Source organism: Pontivivens insulae (genome assembly GCF_900302495.1).
Lineage (GTDB): Bacteria > Pseudomonadota > Alphaproteobacteria > Rhodobacterales > Rhodobacteraceae > Pontivivens > Pontivivens insulae.
The window spans coordinates 1-16,941 of the sequence record NZ_OMKW01000001.1 but is presented as its reverse complement, the minus strand read 5'-3'; the positions used below and the strand labels follow the sequence as shown (position 1 = coordinate 16,941).

Below are 16,941 nucleotides of genomic sequence, written 5' to 3'. Positions count from 1 at the left end.
GTAATGCTGCGCTGCAATGCGTTGATTGCAGAGCAGCCATGCTTTATTCGGGGCTTCTGTGAATTTTCTATGAACGTATATGAAGTGCGTTCAAGGCATTTTGAGGGACGAGGACGGTATGTTCGACGATATTGACGGACAGGCCTGGTCGAACGATCAGGGCTCCCGCGCCCAGAAGCTGTTTGCCGCCGTTGTGCTGGCCGCTCTGGATGACGCGATTGCAGATGACAAGAAATATGGCAATGGCCCTGAGGTCATTGCCCGCTGGGCTCGTTCGAAGGACGGGCGCGAAGTGCTCATGTGTGCGGGCATCGACCCGACAGAGCGCTGCGTGAAAGGCTTGATGGAGTTTGTGGGTAAAGGCGTCCGCACCTCCGTGGCCCTTTCCCGTGAGGAAAGCGAGCGTCGCGCGGCCGCGTGATCTGCAATTCAGACTGACACAGGAAAAGGGCCACCCTCGGGGTGGCCCTTTTGCATTCAGCAGTCCAAATCAACTGTGACGATCACCTGATCTCCACCCACACTATCGGTCTCTATTTCGCATCCCGTCACCTGCCGGATGGCGAGCATGCTGCGCAACCGCGCGCGCTCACGGCTCACATCGACATCGAAACTCATGCGGATTGCCTGCGCTGTCCGCCCGTCCGAATAGACGTCAAAATCACGATCATCGACAGTCACGCGCACCGGCGCGATCCCGGGGAAGGAGGCGGTTTCGGAATCGCATGCGGCAACCAAACCCGCAGCGACACATAGGAACATCGAGAACCGTTGCATGTCCTGTAGCTGCCCCTGAATGATTAACGTGTCGTGAACCGACACATTGAAAAGGCCCCAACCCTGAAAGGGCCGGGGCCTCCGATCGCCTGCAATCCCCCACACGGATCGCCAGCGAAACAAGACTCAGTCGACGATTTCGCGCGCGCGTTGATTGGCAAACGTAACAGCACTGATTTGATCGAAACCGATTACACCGCCGAAATGCAGCCAGGTCGACTGCATGGCGAGCCGCCAGGTGCGGTACTCCTCTTCATCCAGCGTCGCAATCTCGATGCCGTCGCTCAGCGCCTCACGCTTGGCGATATTGGCCAGCTCAAAGGCAAAACGGTTCCGCTCTTGTGCGACGATCTCGATCAGCAGTTCCAGATCTGCGCGCAAATCCGCATCCAGCCCATTCCAGAAAATTGGATCAGTGACCACCATGTACTGAACGAGACCGTGATTGCTCTCAACGATCTGCTCATGGTCCAATGCCAATCCGCGGGCAGAGATGTTGGTCCATGTCGTGTTCTGACCGTCAACGATACCCTCGCTCAGCGCGTCAGCGAGGTTGGCAAGCTCTATGGTCTCCGTCTCGGCACCCATCTCGCGGAAATAGAACTGCTCGATCAACGCGTCCTGCGTACCGAAGGTCAGCCCTTCGAAATCGGCGGGAAGTTCGACAGCACGGTTGGCAGACAGCGCCTTCATCCCATCCGTCCAATAGGCCAGCCCAAGCAGGCCGTCCTCCTCCGCATCGCGCAGCAATTCGCGACCAAGTTTGCCGTCGTGATATTCAAACACGACCGACAGGTCGCGAAACATGAAGGGCAGATCGAAGATCAGAAACCGCTCAGAGATATTGCCCAGATTGCCCATCGCAGGGGCTGCCATATTGTAGCGCCCCTCCGCCAGACCCTCCAGAACCGTGCTGTCGGAATAGCCTGGCGCATCCGCTACAACGGTCATGCAAGCCCGCCCGTCCAGCTCTGAGTTCACGAAAGAGGCGAGCAGACCTGCCGCTTCGCCCTTTGGATGACCAATCGCGGGTGCATCGTGGTGGAACAGCAATTCCACCTCACCCGACTGACAATCCGCATGGGCTGCGCCAGCGCCCAGACACAAAATAGCTATAGCTCTCCAAACCATGATCGTCCTTCCCCTACGTCACGGGACGGACAATGCCGCACGATTTGGCGCGCGTAAACATTTTTGTGTGCAGTCGCATGCAGAAATTTTATTTCAAATGCACGCTGGCCGTTGAAATTATGGATTAACCTCACCCATCCATCTTCAACGCATTGATGAACGCTTCCTGCGGGATTTCCACGCGACCGAACTGGCGCATCTTCTTCTTACCGGCCTTCTGCTTGTCGAGCAGTTTGCGTTTCCGCGTCGCATCCCCGCCATAGCATTTCGCGGTCACGTCCTTACGCAGGGCGGAAATGGTCTCACGGGCGATGATGCGCCCTCCAATTGCGGCCTGAATTGGAATCTTGAACATGTGCTGCGGGATCAGTTCCTTCAGCTTCTCGCACAGGACGCGACCGCGCGCATCGGCGCGGGTGCGGTGGACCATGATCGAAAGGGCGTCGACCGGCTCGTCATTCACGAGGATCTGCATTTTCACCAACTGATCGGCCTCATAGCCCGTCATCTGATAGTCGAAGCTGGCATAGCCCTTGGTGACGGATTTCAGGCGATCATAGAAGTCAAAGACCACCTCGTTGAGCGGCAGGTCATAAACCACCATCGCGCGCGTTCCGGCATAGGTCAGGTCCAGCTGCACGCCACGGCGGTCTTGGCACAGCTTCAGGACATCTCCCAGATATTCGTCGGGCACCAGAATCGTGGCCTTGATCCGGGGCTCTTCCACCCGGTCGATCTTGACCGGATCCGGCATGTCGGCCGGGTTGTGCAGCTCGATCATCGAACCGTCTGTCATATGCACGTGATAGATCACGCTTGGCGCGGTGGTGATCAGATCGATCCCATATTCCCGCTCCAGCCGGTCGCGGATCACCTCCAGATGCAACAGGCCGAGGAACCCGCAGCGGAAGCCAAAACCAAGTGCTGCTGAGGTTTCCATCTCGGACGAAAAACTCGCATCGTTCAGGCGCAACTTGTCGATGGCATCGCGCAGGTCTTCGAACTCAGCCGAATCGACGGGGAACAGGCCGCAGAACACCACCGGGATCGAGGGCGCAAAGCCGGGCAACATCTCTTCCGCGCCCTTCTTTTCGTGGGTGATTGTATCCCCGACCGAGGTGTCGCGCACTTCCTTGATTGACGCGGTCAGGAAACCGATTTCACCCGGCCCAAGCTCGGCAACCGGCTCCATCCCCGGACGGAATACGCCGACACGGTCGACCGGGTGGATTGACCCGTTCGACATCATCTTGATGCGATCACCCTTCTTCAGCTTGCCGTCGATGACGCGGATCAGAACGACGACGCCCAGATAGGCGTCATACCAACTGTCCACCAGCATCGCCTTCAGCGGTGCGTCCACATTGCCCTCTGGCGCGGGCAGGCGGGACACAATGGCCTCCAGCACAGCGGGGATCCCGATCCCGGTCTTGGCAGAGATCATCACCGCCTCAGAGGCATCGATCCCGATCACATCCTCAATCTGTTCACACACGCGATCCGGCTCTGCCGCGGGCAGGTCGATCTTGTTGAGGACGGGCACAATCTCGTGATCGGCGTCGATGGCCTGATAGACATTGGCCAGCGTCTGCGCCTCAACGCCTTGGCTTGCGTCGACGACCAGCAATGATCCTTCGACCGCACGCATGGACCGGCTGACCTCATAGGCGAAATCGACATGGCCGGGCGTGTCGATCAGGTTCAGGATATAGGTCTCCCCATCCTGCGCCTTATAGTCGATGCGCACCGTGTTCGCCTTGATCGTGATGCCGCGTTCCCGCTCGATATCCATCGAGTCGAGCAACTGCTCTTTCATGTCACGGTCAGCCACTGTGGCCGTCGACTGGATCAGACGGTCCGCCAATGTGGACTTGCCGTGGTCGATATGCGCGACAATGGAAAAGTTACGGATACGGCTCAGTTCGGTCATCGGGGCAAAGGCTCCTAAAGTTCACCGCATCCCCTGCCAAGAAATGACAGGAATGTCCATGCGACTCAGCCGCGAAGCAATGCGTCGCACCGCGCTTCGATCAGGTCGAACATGCGCGGAAAGCTGTTGTCGTAATAGGGATCGGGAACGTCCGTGTCGCCCAGGAACAGCTCCAGCCGCGCCGGGCCGTCAGCAATCGCACGCAGATCGGCAAGATTGTCGTGATCCATTGCGTAAATCACATCGAAACGCTCGAAATCCGCTCTTGTGACCTGCCGCGCGCGCAGATCATCGTAGACATAGCCGCGCCGGGCACCCTCGGCCCGCGCGCGCGTGTCGGGGGCCTTGCCCTGATGCCAGCCAGCGGTGCCTGCGCTGTCGACAGTGAGGTGCGGCGCCTTCGCCCGCATCACGGCCTCGGCAGCCGGGGACCGGCAGATATTGCCCAAACAGACGAAGAGAATGCGATCTTTCATGACCCGACCGTGCGGCAGAGCTGACGCGCGATCAAGTCGCGCCTTCATCTGTCTTGCAATATCCCGGGGTGAATGGCTCGATAGAGGCAGAGGGGCAGCGCCCCTCACGCGGAGGGCAAGATGGCAGAGCAGATCGTTATCCTCACCGGCGCAGGCATCTCGGCCGAGAGTGGTCTGGGCACCTTTCGCGACGCCGGCGGCTTGTGGACGCAATATCCGCTGGAGGATGTCGCAACGCCAGAGGGGTTCGCCCGCAATGCCGGACTCGTGCACGAGTTCTACAACATGCGCCGCCGTGACGCGCGGGCGGCACAGCCGAATGCCGCACATCACGCCATCGCAAAACTGGCAGCCCATCAGCAGGTCACGTTGGTCACGCAGAACGTGGATGACCTGCATGAGCGGGCAGGGTTTGCCGATCCGATCCATATGCATGGGGAGCTTATGCGCGCGCTCTGCCCCACCTGTACGCAGTCCCATGCATGGACCGGTGACATGCAGACCGAAAGTGCCTGCCCCTCCTGTGATGCGCCCGGCCTGCGCCCGGACATCGTGTGGTTCGGCGAAATCCCCTATCATATGGAGCGGATCGGGGCGGCTCTTTCAGATTGCTCGATCTTCGTATCCATCGGCACAAGTGGAGAAGTCTGGCCCGCTGCGGGGTTCGCGGCAGAGGCTCGTGCAAATGGGGCGCGCACAATCGAACTAAATCTAGAGCCCTCAAATGGTCCTTTTGACGAAGTGCGCACTGGACCGGCAACACAGGTCGTCCCGGCCTTCGTGGCAGAGTTCATCTAATTGGTGCGATTAAATACCGCCCGACCCATGTCGGTCGGCCCGCTGATCTGGGCCACTTCGTAGCGACCCCCGGAATAAGGGCGCAAGGACAGTGTGTAAGTGTCGGTCTCCTCGGCAACCAGGGTCTCTGGATCGACATTGGCATATTCGACCGTACAGACTGGCGCATCGGCCGTGCCACCCACCGTTCCTGTCCCCTCGATCGCGGTCCGCTTGGTGAAGGTGAACGCGACCACCGATCGTGCGCAGATCTCTTCTGCCGTACCGGGATAAGTCAGCGTCATCATCGCCGTCAGAAAATCGACCGTGCCAACCTGTTTGGACAGGGTCGGGATCGGGTCCTCGTCGGGCTCGCGCGCAGGCGTGTAAACGGTCGAGATCGGGGCCCCGTTGGCGTAGTCGATGACGAGGGCCTGCGTTTCCCCGCGAAAGGTGGCGGTTTGCTCGAACCGGTCTGGCGCAAACTCCGCCGCACCGTTCCATCGTCCGCGCACACTCGCCTCAAAGCTGCCGCCTGTCAGTGCCCCGACCAGACCGCGCGCATTCATCGCGGCATTTGCGGCGTAGCCATCCCCTTCAGCGACACCGGCAATCGTGGCCGTGGCCAGCCGGAATCCACCGACATTCATGTCATAAGTGTGGGTGAACCGCTCGGCCATGACGCTCTGCGCCCCGAAACAGGCCGCAAACCCGGCGACACACATAATCCGCAACATCTTCTTGCTCCGCACAACGATCCCCTTGGACCCTGTTTGCACACCATATAGAGAGTGTTGCACGAATTTCCTTCACGGCTGCGTGAAAGCAGGGGCAGGGCTACGCACATGAATATCGATGTCGATGCGCTGGTTGCAGGGGAACGCCGTGCGCTGGCGCGCGCCATCACCCTGATCGAGTCTGGCCGCCCTCAGGATCGAGAACGGGCCCGCGCATTGATCGCGACCCTGCCAGAACGCCCCGCCCTGCGCATAGGTCTCAGCGGGACGCCCGGCGTCGGCAAATCCACGTTTATCGAGGCTTTCGGCCTGATGCTGATCGAGCAGGGCCACCGCGTCGCCGTGCTGGCGGTCGATCCATCCTCGGCCCGCTCGGGCGGGTCCATACTGGGCGACAAGACGCGGATGGAGCAGCTCTCCCGCGCGCCCGAGGCGTTCATCCGCCCCTCACCCTCGCAATCGGCCTTGGGCGGTGTGGCCCGGCGAACGCGCGAGGCGATCCGCCTGTGCGAGGCCGCTGGCTATGACATCGTGTTGGTTGAAACCGTTGGCGTCGGCCAGTCGGAAACCATGGTCGCGGACATGACGGACCTGTTCCTGTTGTTGCTCGCGCCCGCGGGCGGGGATGAATTGCAGGGCGTCAAACGCGGGATCATGGAAGTGGCGGACCTGCTGCTCATAAACAAGGCGGATGGAGATCTGCGCACGACTGCGATCCGCACCGTTGCCGACTATGCCGGGGCGCTGCGCCTGCTGCGCAAACGTGGGCAGGATCCTGAGGGGTGGCCAAAGGCGCTGCCCGTCTCTGCGACAGAGGGCAATGGATTGGCAGAGGCCTGGGGGCAGATGCAACAGCTCGCCCAATGGCGCAAGGATCAGGGCATCCTCGATTCGCAACGGCGGGCCCAGGCCTTGGGCTGGTTTACGCAGGAACTGGAGGCCGGGCTGCTGCAGCGCTTTCGCGCGGATCCGTCGGTTGCTTCAAAACTCCCGCAATTGCAGGCGAATGTGACTGATGGAACGCTGACACCGGATGCCGCGGCCGATCTGGCGCTGGACCTCTTCCTGGATGCGCCCAACCGCCCTTGACGCCCTGTCGACACGCGGCTAAGGAAACGGCTCGAAATTGCATAAGGCGAAGGTCTGCCCGAATAGGTGTGTGCCTCGTCAACCTGACAAGCAGAGTGTAAAGGGGTTGTCCCATGTCTCGTCGTTGCGAGTTGACCGGTAAGGGCGTTCAGACCGGTAACAATGTTTCCCACGCCAACAACAAAACCCGTCGTCGGTTCCTGCCGAACCTGAACGATGTGACATTGATGTCCGACGCGCTGGGCCGTTCTTTCAAATTCCGCGTGTCCGCTGCTGCAATGCGCAGCGTTGATCACCGCGGCGGTCTCGACAACTTCCTCGCCAAGGCGAAGGAAGCCGATCTGTCCCCGGCGGCTGCGAAGGTTAAGAAAGACATTGCGGCGGCTCTGGCGGCAGCCTGATCCAGCCTCGATTGATGTTAGAAAGCCCCGCCCGGTTGTGACCGGCGGGGCTTTTTCGTATGCGAAGCACCAACTGAGCCGTCGCAGCCTCCGGCGGGGATATTTTGACCAGGAGAATACGATGCGCGATGACCGCCTGATCGTGGCCCTTGATGTGCCCAATGCAATCGCTGGCATGGAAATGGTTGACCGCATTGGTCCCGAGGTCGGTTTTTACAAGATCGGTCTGGGCATGCTGACCGGGGGCGGATTGGCGCTGGCCAATGAGTTGAAAGAGCAGGGCCACCGCATTTTCCTCGATATGAAGCTGTTTGATATCGGCGCCACGGTTGAGGCGGCGGTTAGGGGCCTTGCGCAATTCGACCTCGATTTTCTGACGGTTCATGGCGACCCGCATGTCGTGAGGGCTGCTCGGGAAGGTGCGGCGGGGTCTGATCTGAAGATTCTCGCCGTGACGATTCTGACCAGCCTTGATCGCGACGACCTCGACGCTGCGCTGATCCGGGACGGGGCGATCCCCGATCTGGTGGCAGAGCGTGCTGGCCGAGCACTGGAGGCGGGCGCGGATGGTGTCATTGCCTCACCACAAGAAGCCGGGATGATCCGGGCGCTCTCCGAATCCGTAGGTAAGCTGATCGTCACACCGGGCGTTCGGCCTGCCGGGGCGGCGTTGGGCGATCAGAAACGCGTCGCGACACCGGCTTCAGCAATCGGCGACGGGGCGGATCACATCGTGGTTGGCCGCCCGATCTGGCAGGCCGATGATCCAAAAGCGGCGGCGGCGGCCGTTCTGGCAGAGCTGCCTGCCCGTTAACACCGACCCTGCACATGTGTAAAATCGGTGTACGGGTAGTGCACGCTGTGTGCACGGATTGTGCACAAGGGATTTGAGCGTTTTGGACCGTGTCTGTCGCGACTGTCTTGATCAGAATCCCGGTCCTGCCCGATGCCGGACCTGCGGCTCCCCACGTATCAAGGCGCACGATGAACTCTTCTCGCTCAGCATCGCGCATATGGACTGCGACGCTTTCTATGCCAGCGTGGAAAAGCGCGATCATCCGCATCTGCGCGATCAGCCCGTCATTGTGGGCGGAGGAAAGCGCGGTGTTGTCACAACGGCTTGTTATGTTGCCAGAATCAAGGGCGTCCGCTCTGCGATGCCGATGTTCAAGGCACTCAAACTTTGCCCAGAAGCAGTGGTCGTTCCCACGCGGATGAACGTCTATGCCGACGTTTCGCGGCAGATTCGAACCCTGATGGAGCAACTCACCCCGGCAATTCAGCCGATTAGTCTGGATGAGGCTTTTCTTGATCTGACCGGCACCGGACGCCTGCATGGCGCGCCTCCGGCGGTTCTGTTGGCAAAGTTGGCGCAAACGATTGAGACAGAAACGGGAATCACGATCTCGATTGGTTTGAGCCACAACAAGTTTTTGGCAAAAGTTGCCTCCGACCTCGACAAACCACGTGGATTTTCAGTGATTGGCCGGGCGGAGACGCTCGACTTTCTGGAAGGCCGCCCTGTCGGCATGATCTGGGGCGTTGGCGCTGCGATGCGGGCCCGGCTCGAACGGGACGGCATCCGCACGGTCACGGATATCCGGCGTTATTCAGAGGAGGATCTGTTTCGCAAATACGGGGGTATGGGGGCGCATATCTGGCGTCTTTCCAATGGTATGGACAGTCGGCAGGTGAGCACACGTGATCCGGTCAAGTCTGTCTCGAATGAGCGCACCTTCAGCGAGGACATATCCGACCTCGATCTTCTGGACGGGCATCTGTGGCGGCTCGCGCTGAAAGTGTCGGACCGGTGCAAGGCAAAGGATCTGGCGGGGTCCACGGTGAACCTTAAACTGAAAAGTAGGGATTTCAGGACCATAAGTCGGCAAACGCGGCTAGAGGCCCCGACCCAGCTTGCCGATGAAATCTATAACGCGACCCGCCCATTGCTGGAGCGGGAATTGCCAAAGGGCCCATTTCGTCTGCTGGGTGTCGGTCTGTCCCATCTCAGTGCCTATGGCGGATCGGATGCCGCGCCTGATCTTTTGGACCCCGATGCCCCAAGGCGTCGTGCGGCCGAGCGGGCGAGTGATCGGATAAGGGAAAAATTTGGCGAAGATGCGATTCTGAAGGGTCGCGCGCTGCGATAATTTTGCGCCGCAGCATACTTGCATGGCAGCTATGCATTTTTGATTGAACGGTTAATTTTTCAATCGAAACAATTGGGGCTTTGTTTTTCAGGCACTTAGGTTGGATTTCGTGAGAATTGACGTGGGGTGAGCCGTATGGCTTGCTTTATGTGCAATGCAGCATATACTCATATGCACAATGTTTCGACATTGTCGCCCTTCATGGGCGTTTCCTCCCTAGACTTGGGCCGTGTCAGACCGACACGGCCTTTTTTTTATGGAGTTCAGTTATTCGGCGGCCAGCGTGTTGCGCGCGGCGCCCAGCTGCGCCAACTCAGCAATCACGGGACGCAAACGCTCCTGCAACTCTGCAAATCCGGCATGCTGTTTGATCCGCTTCTCATCCATGTAGAGAGCACGGTCGATTTCAATCTGTAGCGCGTGCCGTCCCTTTGACGGCTGGCCATGCAGGCGCGTGATGTATCCGCCCGCAAAGGGGCGATTGACCAGAACGCGAAAGCCGTGGCGGACAAATGCGTCCTGCGCCTGCTCCAAAACCCATGGCGCACAGGCCGTTCCGAACCGGTCGCCCAGAATGATCTCAGGCTGTTGCGGCCCTTCGTCGGCCAGGCTGCGCAGCGCGTCGTGAGGCATGGAGTGACAGTCGATCAGGAAAGCCTGACCGTGGCGCGTGCGCGCTGTGCGCAGAAGTCGTTCGAGGCAGTCGTGGTAGGGATCGTAAGCGTCGCGCAGGCGCGTTTCCGCTGCGAGGGCCGAGATGCGACCAGAGCGGATCACGCGGCCTTCCGAAACGACGCGGGGGATGACGCCTAGTCCGGCGCTCACACGCGGATTGAGCCCTGCGCGACGCGGAACGGCAACCGCTGCCGGGTCAAGTTCTTCTCGTGCGCGGTTGAGATCGACAAAAGCGCGCGGTGCGACAGCGGCGATCAAGGGGGCGTCATAGTCTGGGGCGCAGGCGAAGAGCTGATCCACAAAGGCATCTTCGGAGGAGCGCAGCGTGCGTGCGTCCAGTTGGCTCGACCTTACAAATTCCGCCGGATACTCCGACCCCGAATGGGGGGAGCTGAACACTGCCGGGCCAGTTGGGCCGGTGGGGATCGTCAGGCGGAACGGGACCATGATTTGCCTTGAGCCGGGGAACGCGCGAATCGCGCTATGTGCCTAACATAACCTGCGCCGCACCTGCGTCGATGCATCTTGCCGCATTACGTCCCTCGCGGTTTCGCCCGACGCGTTGCCTCAGCCTGTGCTGGATCCTCCGGCCAGGGATGGCGGGGATAGCGCCCGCGCATGTCCTTACGCACATCAGCGTATGAGGTTGCCCAGAACCCAGGCAGGTCCGATGTCGACTGGACCGGCCGCCCAGCGGGGGACAACAGATCGAGTCGGATCGCCAGACCCGCGACGGTCGGATGCTCGGTCAGCCCGAACAGCTCTTGCAGGCGGATCGCAATGGCCGGATTGGTTGGATCGCTCCAATCTATAGCGACCTGCGTGCCGGTGGGCGCCCGGAATTTCGCCGGGACCCGCGCGTCGAGTTCCTGTTGCGCGTTCCAATCGAGCATCGCGCGAAGTGCTTCCAGCGGATCGAAATCTGCAAAATCGGCAGCGGTCCGCTGGCCGTGGAAATGGGGCCCCAGCCAATCGGGCAGGCTGTCCAGCAGGGTTGCATCACTGACGTCGGGAAAGCCTGAACCGGCAATGCTGATCCGAGTTCGCAAAAGCCTGCTCGCCTTTGTCCAGCCGAGCGCTGCAAGGCCCAGATCCCGAACACCGTCCAATGCCGCGGACAGAACGGCGTCCGAGGGCGGGTCGGTCCACCGTCTATCCTCAAGAACCAGCGCGCCCAGCATATCCCGCTCCCGCGCGTCGACCCTGCGATGACGGCGGGACCACTCGCAGACGGTCACGGTCTTGAATTGCGAGTTATGCAATGGACGCAGATCTGAAAGGGTCACGGGCAGCGCGGCTCTCACCTTGGCTTCGGTCGGGTGTCCATCGGTTTCCGCAATGACGAGCATGTCTTGCTTGGCAAGCGCGTCGGCGTCGTCGAGCGTCACGCCCTTGCCGCCCGAGAGGTGATAGCGCGGGCGGTCGCCGGGACGCCGTTTGGCGATGCGATCGGGATACGCGAGAGATAGCAGCGCTCCATCGTTGATCTTTTCACTCTCGCGGGCTGGAACGAGTTTGGCGAGGCGCTTTGCCTCTCTCATCAACTCTGGCCGATCGCCAAGGCGATCAAGGGCGCGGGACATATCGCTGCCGTCGTTGATGCGAGGGCCGCGCGCCTCTAGCAATGCGGCGATCCGGGCGGCGCGCGGAGCAGACTTGCCAGCACGCAACAGCATATGGGCGAGCCTTGGATGGACCGGCAATCGCGCAACGGCCTTGCCGTGCGGTGTCAGTCCGTTGCCTTCAAGACAGTTGAGGGCCTGCAAAAGCGACTGCGCCTCCGTTAATGCCTTGTCGGGGGGCGGTGTGAGAAACGTCAGTTGATCGGGAGTGGCTCCCCACGCGGCCAGATCGAGCGCGAGGCCGGTCAGATCCGCATCCGCGATCTCGGGCAGGGGGTAGGCGGCCAATGCGCCTTCTTCACCGGCTGTCCAAAGGCGAATGCAAATGCCCGGCGCTGTGCGGCCGGCGCGCCCGCGCCGCTGTTCAGCCTCGGCCCGCGTGACGCGTTCTGTCACCAGTCGTGACATGCCCGAGGCCGGATCAAAGCGTGCCCGCCGCGCGAGACCGGCATCAATCACGATCCGCACCCCGTCAATCGTCAGCGACGTTTCAGCGATGGATGTGGCGAGCACGACCTTGCGGCCCTGATCTGCAGGTGCGACGGCGCGCCGTTGGTCGGCCAATTTCATTGCGCCGAACAGCTGATGGACTTCTACATCGCTGGGCAAGTCGGTCAGAAGCGCCGCTGTTCGCGCAATCTCCCCCTGACCGGGCAGGAAGACAAGGATGGAGCCGTCTTCTTCGGCCAAAGCTTGCCGCACGGTTGCGGCCACATGCGTGGCGAGGCGTTGGCCGCGTCGTTCCTCTGGTTTGAGCGGACGCGGGATGTGTCGTGTTTCGACCGGATAACTCCGGCCCTCTGACGTAATGATCTCTGCGCCAATCAAGTCCGCAACCGGTCCGGCATCGAGCGTTGCAGACATTACGACGATGTTGAGGTCATCGCGCAGCGCCTCTGCGATTTCGAGCGTCAGCGCCAGGCCGAGATCGGCCTGCAGGGAGCGTTCGTGGAATTCATCGAAAATGACGGTGCCGATGCCTGTCAATTCAGGATCGGACTGGATCATGCGGGTGAGGATGCCTTCGGTTACAACCTCGATCCGGCTGCCCGGTTTGGCATCGCCACGCATGCGATAGCCAACCTGTGTGCCCAATGGTTCGCCCAAAAGATCGGCAAGGCGGGCCGCCGCCGCACGCGCGGCCACGCGGCGCGGTTCAAGCATGACGATCTTGCCTGGGACCTCCGGCAGGAGGGCGAGCGGAACCATGGTTGTCTTGCCAGCTCCGGGCGGCGCTTGCAGCACGATGCGATTGTGGGTGCGCAGGGTCGCCACGAGGTCGGGCAGGATCGGTTCGATTGGCAAGCTCATAGGAGTGTTTTTCTTAGCGTGGCGTGCGTTTGTCGAGGTGCTTAAGCGTGCGATCCGCGCAGCGCGCCGCCGGGGGGCGGCGACACTGGCCCGATGTTGCTCGCATCTGCCAGGTTGTCAGCGCTCGAATGCTGCTTCGCCTTGATACCCCAATCCGCCCACCCCAAATATCAATCATCAACTGAAGGCCATTGGCGATGTGCCTACTGCAGGGCATCGCGAGACATGGCGCTTATGACAGGAGAATGCGATGAACTTTGAAAAGTTCACCGAGCGGGCGCGCGGGATCGTGCAATCTGCTCAGACCTATGCCCTGGGCGAGGGGCACCAGCGGTTCCAACCCGAACATATTTTGAAGGCCTTGCTCGACGATGAGCAGCAGCTTGCCGTCAATCTGATCGCGCGGGCAGGTGGCGATGCGAATCTGGTTCGCTCCCAGAATGATCTGGCGCTGGGCAAGATCGCGAAAGTGTCGGGCGACCAACTCTATATGGACGGTCAGACAGGCAAGGTGCTGGCCGAGGCAGAGAAGATCGCGACCAAAGCGGGCGACAGCTATGTCACGGCTGAGCGGCTGCTGACGGCGCTCGCCATTGTGAAATCGAAGGCGAATGAGGCACTTCAGGCCGGTGGTGTGACTGCGCAAGCGCTGAATGAGGCCATCAACGATGTCCGCAAAGGGCGCACTGCCGATACGGCGAGTGCCGAGGAAGGCTATGACGCGCTTAAGAAATTTGCGCGCGATCTGACCGCTGCGGCCCGTGACGGCAAGATCGACCCGATCATTGGCCGGGACGAAGAGATCCGCCGCGCGATTCAGGTGCTGTCCCGCCGAACCAAAAACAATCCCGTGCTGATCGGGGAGCCGGGCGTCGGCAAGACGGCCATTGCTGAGGGCCTCGCCCTGCGGATCGTCAACGGTGATGTGCCTGACAGCCTAGAGGGCAAGACGCTTATGGCGCTCGATATGGGGGCGTTGATCGCTGGCGCGAAATATCGTGGTGAGTTCGAGGAGCGGCTGAAATCCGTCCTGACCGAGGTGACGGAGGCGGCGGGGGATATCGTCCTCTTCATTGACGAGATGCATACGCTCGTCGGTGCGGGTAAGGCCGATGGTGCGATGGATGCGTCCAACCTGTTGAAACCGGCACTCGCGCGCGGGGAGCTTCATTGCGTTGGCGCCACGACGCTCGACGAATATCGCAAGCATGTGGAAAAGGACGCAGCCCTGGCCCGTCGTTTCCAGCCCGTCATGGTGACCGAACCAACGGTGCAGGACACGATCTCTATTTTGCGCGGCATTAAAGAGAAATACGAGGTTCACCACGGTATCCGTATCTCGGACCGCGCGCTGGTGGCGGCGGCGACGCTGTCCAATCGCTACATCACCGATCGCTTCCTGCCCGACAAGGCGATCGACCTGATGGACGAGGCGGCAAGCCGCCTGCGCATGGAAGCAGATTCAAAGCCCGAGGAACTCGATGCGCTGGATCGTGACATCATGCAAAAGCAGATCGAGGCGCTGGCGCTGGAGAAAGAGGACGATCAGGCCTCTGAAGACCGGCTCGCCAAGTTGCAAAAGGATCTGGCCGAGTTGCAGGGTCGTTCGGCGGAGCTGACCGCGCGATGGCAGCATGAGCGGGACAAGCTGCAGGGCTCTCGCGATCTGAAGGAGCAACTTGATAAGGCGCGCATCGAACTGGACAACGCCAAAAGGCGTGGCGATCTCGGCAAGGCCGGAGAGCTGAGCTATGGCGTGATCCCCGATCTGGAGAAACGCCTGAAAGCTGCCGAAGAGGCCGAGGGCGATCTGATGGTTGAAGAGGCCGTGACGGATGAACATGTCGCGGGCGTTGTTGAACGCTGGACCGGTATCCCCGTTGACAAGATGCTGGAAGGGGAGCGTGAGAAGCTGTTGAAGATGGACGAGGTCCTTGGCGGCCGCGTCATCGGACAGCGCGAAGCGGTCACGGCGGTTTCGAATGCTGTGCGGCGGGCCCGTGCGGGGTTGAACGATCCGAACCGTCCCCTCGGCTCGTTCCTGTTCCTTGGCCCGACCGGGGTTGGCAAGACGGAGCTGACAAAGGCGCTCGCCGATTATCTCTTCGATGATGACAGTGCGATGGTGCGCATCGACATGAGTGAGTTCATGGAGAAGCACGCCGTTTCCCGCCTGATCGGCGCCCCTCCCGGCTATGTCGGCTATGATGAGGGAGGCGTGTTGACCGAGGCTGTGCGCCGTCGGCCCTATCAGGTTGTCCTTTTTGATGAGGTCGAGAAGGCCCACCCCGATGTGTTCAACGTGCTCTTGCAGGTCTTGGATGACGGCCGCCTGACCGATGGTCAGGGCCGCGTGGTTGATTTTAAGAACACGCTGATCATCCTGACCTCCAACCTCGGCTCGCAGGCGCTCAGCGGTCTGATGCCGGATGTTAAGGCTGAGACCGTCAGAGAAGACGTGATGGATGCGGTGCGTGCGCATTTCCGGCCCGAGTTTCTGAACCGGCTGGATGAGATCGTTCTGTTCGACCGGCTGAGCCGCGGGGACATGGACGCGATTGTCGATATTCAGCTTGGCATACTCGCGGCACGTTTGGCGGCCCGGAAGATCACGCTTGAGCTCGATGATGCGGCGCGGACATGGTTGGCCGACAAGGGGTATGACCCCGTCTATGGCGCACGTCCGTTAAAGCGCGTGATCCAGAAGGCCGTGCAAGACCCGCTCGCTGAATTGCTGTTGGGTGGACAGGTCCTCGACGGAACCGTTGTCCCGATCAGCGTCGGATCGGATGGGCTGGCCGTTGGCCGTGCTGCTGATACCGTTCATTGAGAAAAACAAAGAACACGGAAACAAAAAAGGGGCAGCCAGACGGCTGCCCCTTTCATTAGACATTTGGGCAAATCAGCCCTCTGGCATCAGCACCGTGTCAATCTCATGGATCAGGCCGTTGCTTGCCTCGATGTCCAGCGCAACGATCATGGCATTGTCATTGACCATCGGCAGGTTGTCGATCTCGGACTCAGTGAACGCGATCGCCTGGCCCTGCACGGTCTGGAAGACCAGCGGCTCTTCATCTGTTTCGTCCAGCTCGGCTGCGGTGATCGTGCCGCCGTGCACGTAACCCGGGATTACGTGGTAGCTCAGGATCTCTACCAACTGATCCTTGTTCTCTGGCATCAACAGCATTTCGACTGTGCCCTCGGGCAGCTTGGCAAATGCTTCGTCATTCGGCGCCAGAACGGTGAATGGACCTTCGTCACCCAGGGTCGCAGTCAGGTCGGCCGCGCCAACAGCTGCCACCAATGTCGAAAACTGCGACGCGTCAGAGGCAACTTCGGCAATGGTGTCTGCGGATGCGGGCAGTGCGATGGCTGCGGTCAGGGCGGTCGAAGCGGCAAGTGCTTTGAGCGAATAGGTCATGGTAACTCCTTTATGTGCAAATTGCCCTATGGGGCTCACAAAAGACCTACTCTTGGGGGCTCCAAACGTTCCTGACCGTGCCCACCTGTCGCAGGTAGAATGGAAATTGAGCTGATATATTTATTAAAAAGAGTGACTTAGCAGAAAACTGCAACTTTCTGACGGATTTCCGCAAAAAAGCGCTTGCGCGACTCTGCGCTACCCCATAGATACCCCTTCACCGGCGGCGGGGACGACACAGTCCACACGGTCGGGACACAGAGATAAGGACTTAAGCCAAGGCGCTGGGAACGGCGGCAAGGTGTTTTTGTCTCTGAGCTCTTTAAAAATTGAAAGTATATTGAAGGGATATGCGGGCGGTTTGGTTGTCGATGCGACAATGGACTGTTTGTATGTCTAGCCAGTTAGGGTTTCGAAAGTTTCCCGATGATATTGGTGTCAGCT

Annotated in this window: 15 protein-coding genes; 7 read left to right on the top strand and 8 right to left on the bottom strand. The window is 60.4% G+C overall.

Translation table 11 applies throughout. The features are described from left to right. Positions 1-118: 118 nt before the first annotated feature. Entirely contained in the window at positions 119-421 is a 303-nt protein-coding gene (locus POI8812_RS00075) for a DUF6280 family protein (RefSeq protein ID WP_108780506.1), read from the top strand. Positions 422-477: 56 nt separating this feature from the next. Here the strand turns inward: POI8812_RS00075 and POI8812_RS00070 are convergent, their stop codons facing one another. The 4 genes from POI8812_RS00070 to POI8812_RS00055 form a co-directional block, all read right to left on the bottom strand. Beyond that, positions 478-822 (bottom strand): hypothetical protein, encoded by a 345-nt coding sequence (locus tag POI8812_RS00070; protein ID WP_146186086.1) that lies wholly within the window; start codon positions 820-822, stop codon positions 478-480. Positions 823-903: 81 nt separating this feature from the next. Continuing rightward, complete coding sequence (gene dctP / locus POI8812_RS00065) at positions 904-1,908, bottom strand: TRAP transporter substrate-binding protein DctP (protein WP_108780504.1); 1,005 nt, start codon at positions 1,906-1,908, stop codon at positions 904-906. A gap of 130 nt (positions 1,909-2,038) precedes the next feature. Further along, positions 2,039-3,838, bottom strand: a complete 1,800-nt coding sequence (lepA, locus tag POI8812_RS00060) for a translation elongation factor 4 (RefSeq protein ID WP_108780503.1) — start codon at positions 3,836-3,838, stop codon at positions 2,039-2,041. Between the two features lie 65 nt (positions 3,839-3,903). Further along, a complete protein-coding gene (locus POI8812_RS00055; RefSeq protein ID WP_245895171.1) occupies positions 3,904-4,362 on the bottom strand; it encodes a low molecular weight protein-tyrosine-phosphatase in 459 nt (152 codons plus the stop codon). A gap of 72 nt (positions 4,363-4,434) precedes the next feature. Between POI8812_RS00055 and POI8812_RS00050 the strand changes: the two genes are divergently transcribed. Beyond that, entirely contained in the window at positions 4,435-5,112 is a 678-nt protein-coding gene (locus tag POI8812_RS00050; RefSeq protein ID WP_108780502.1) for an NAD-dependent deacylase, read from the top strand. On the opposite strand, the gene POI8812_RS00045 is transcribed toward POI8812_RS00050, so the two are convergent. Then, positions 5,109-5,828, bottom strand: a complete 720-nt coding sequence (locus POI8812_RS00045) for a DUF3108 domain-containing protein (RefSeq protein ID WP_108780501.1) — start codon at positions 5,826-5,828, stop codon at positions 5,109-5,111. The two genes, POI8812_RS00050 and POI8812_RS00045, sit on opposite strands and share 4 nt — an antisense overlap. Before the next feature lie 108 nt (positions 5,829-5,936). Here POI8812_RS00045 and meaB point away from each other — a divergent pair, with 108 nt between their 5' ends. The 4 genes from meaB to POI8812_RS00025 all read left to right on the top strand — a co-directional run bounded on the left by meaB (position 5,937) and on the right by POI8812_RS00025 (position 9,468). Beyond that, positions 5,937-6,917 (top strand): methylmalonyl Co-A mutase-associated GTPase MeaB, encoded by a 981-nt coding sequence (gene meaB / locus POI8812_RS00040; protein ID WP_108780500.1) that lies wholly within the window; start codon positions 5,937-5,939, stop codon positions 6,915-6,917. 113 nt (positions 6,918-7,030) lie between these two features. After that, entirely contained in the window at positions 7,031-7,318 is a 288-nt protein-coding gene (gene rpmB, locus POI8812_RS00035; protein ID WP_108780499.1) for a 50S ribosomal protein L28, read from the top strand. Positions 7,319-7,439: 121 nt separating this feature from the next. Next, positions 7,440-8,132 carry an orotidine-5'-phosphate decarboxylase gene (pyrF, locus tag POI8812_RS00030; RefSeq protein ID WP_108780498.1) on the top strand — a complete coding sequence of 231 codons (693 nt, stop codon included), beginning with the start codon at positions 7,440-7,442 and terminating at the stop codon, positions 8,130-8,132. An 82-nt stretch (positions 8,133-8,214) separates the two neighbouring features. Beyond that, positions 8,215-9,468: a DNA polymerase IV gene (locus POI8812_RS00025; protein WP_108781441.1), complete on the top strand. Its 1,254-nt coding sequence runs from the start codon at positions 8,215-8,217 to the stop codon at positions 9,466-9,468. Between the two features lie 267 nt (positions 9,469-9,735). On the opposite strand, the gene POI8812_RS00020 is transcribed toward POI8812_RS00025, so the two are convergent. Together POI8812_RS00020 and hrpB are read right to left on the bottom strand one after the other, a co-directional pair. Beyond that, complete coding sequence (locus tag POI8812_RS00020) at positions 9,736-10,590, bottom strand: N-formylglutamate amidohydrolase (protein ID WP_108780497.1); 855 nt, start codon at positions 10,588-10,590, stop codon at positions 9,736-9,738. Positions 10,591-10,676: 86 nt separating this feature from the next. Then, positions 10,677-13,076 carry an ATP-dependent helicase HrpB gene (gene hrpB, locus POI8812_RS00015; protein ID WP_108780496.1) on the bottom strand — a complete coding sequence of 800 codons (2,400 nt, stop codon included), beginning with the start codon at positions 13,074-13,076 and terminating at the stop codon, positions 10,677-10,679. A 250-nt stretch (positions 13,077-13,326) separates the two neighbouring features. On the opposite strand from hrpB, the gene clpB reads away from it, so the two are divergent. Then, complete coding sequence (gene clpB, locus POI8812_RS00010) at positions 13,327-15,906, top strand: ATP-dependent chaperone ClpB (protein ID WP_108780495.1); 2,580 nt, start codon at positions 13,327-13,329, stop codon at positions 15,904-15,906. 72 nt (positions 15,907-15,978) lie between these two features. Here clpB and POI8812_RS00005 read toward each other — a convergent pair whose 3' ends face one another. Then, complete coding sequence (locus POI8812_RS00005) at positions 15,979-16,497, bottom strand: fasciclin domain-containing protein (protein WP_108780494.1); 519 nt, start codon at positions 16,495-16,497, stop codon at positions 15,979-15,981. Positions 16,498-16,941 lie beyond the last annotated feature (444 nt).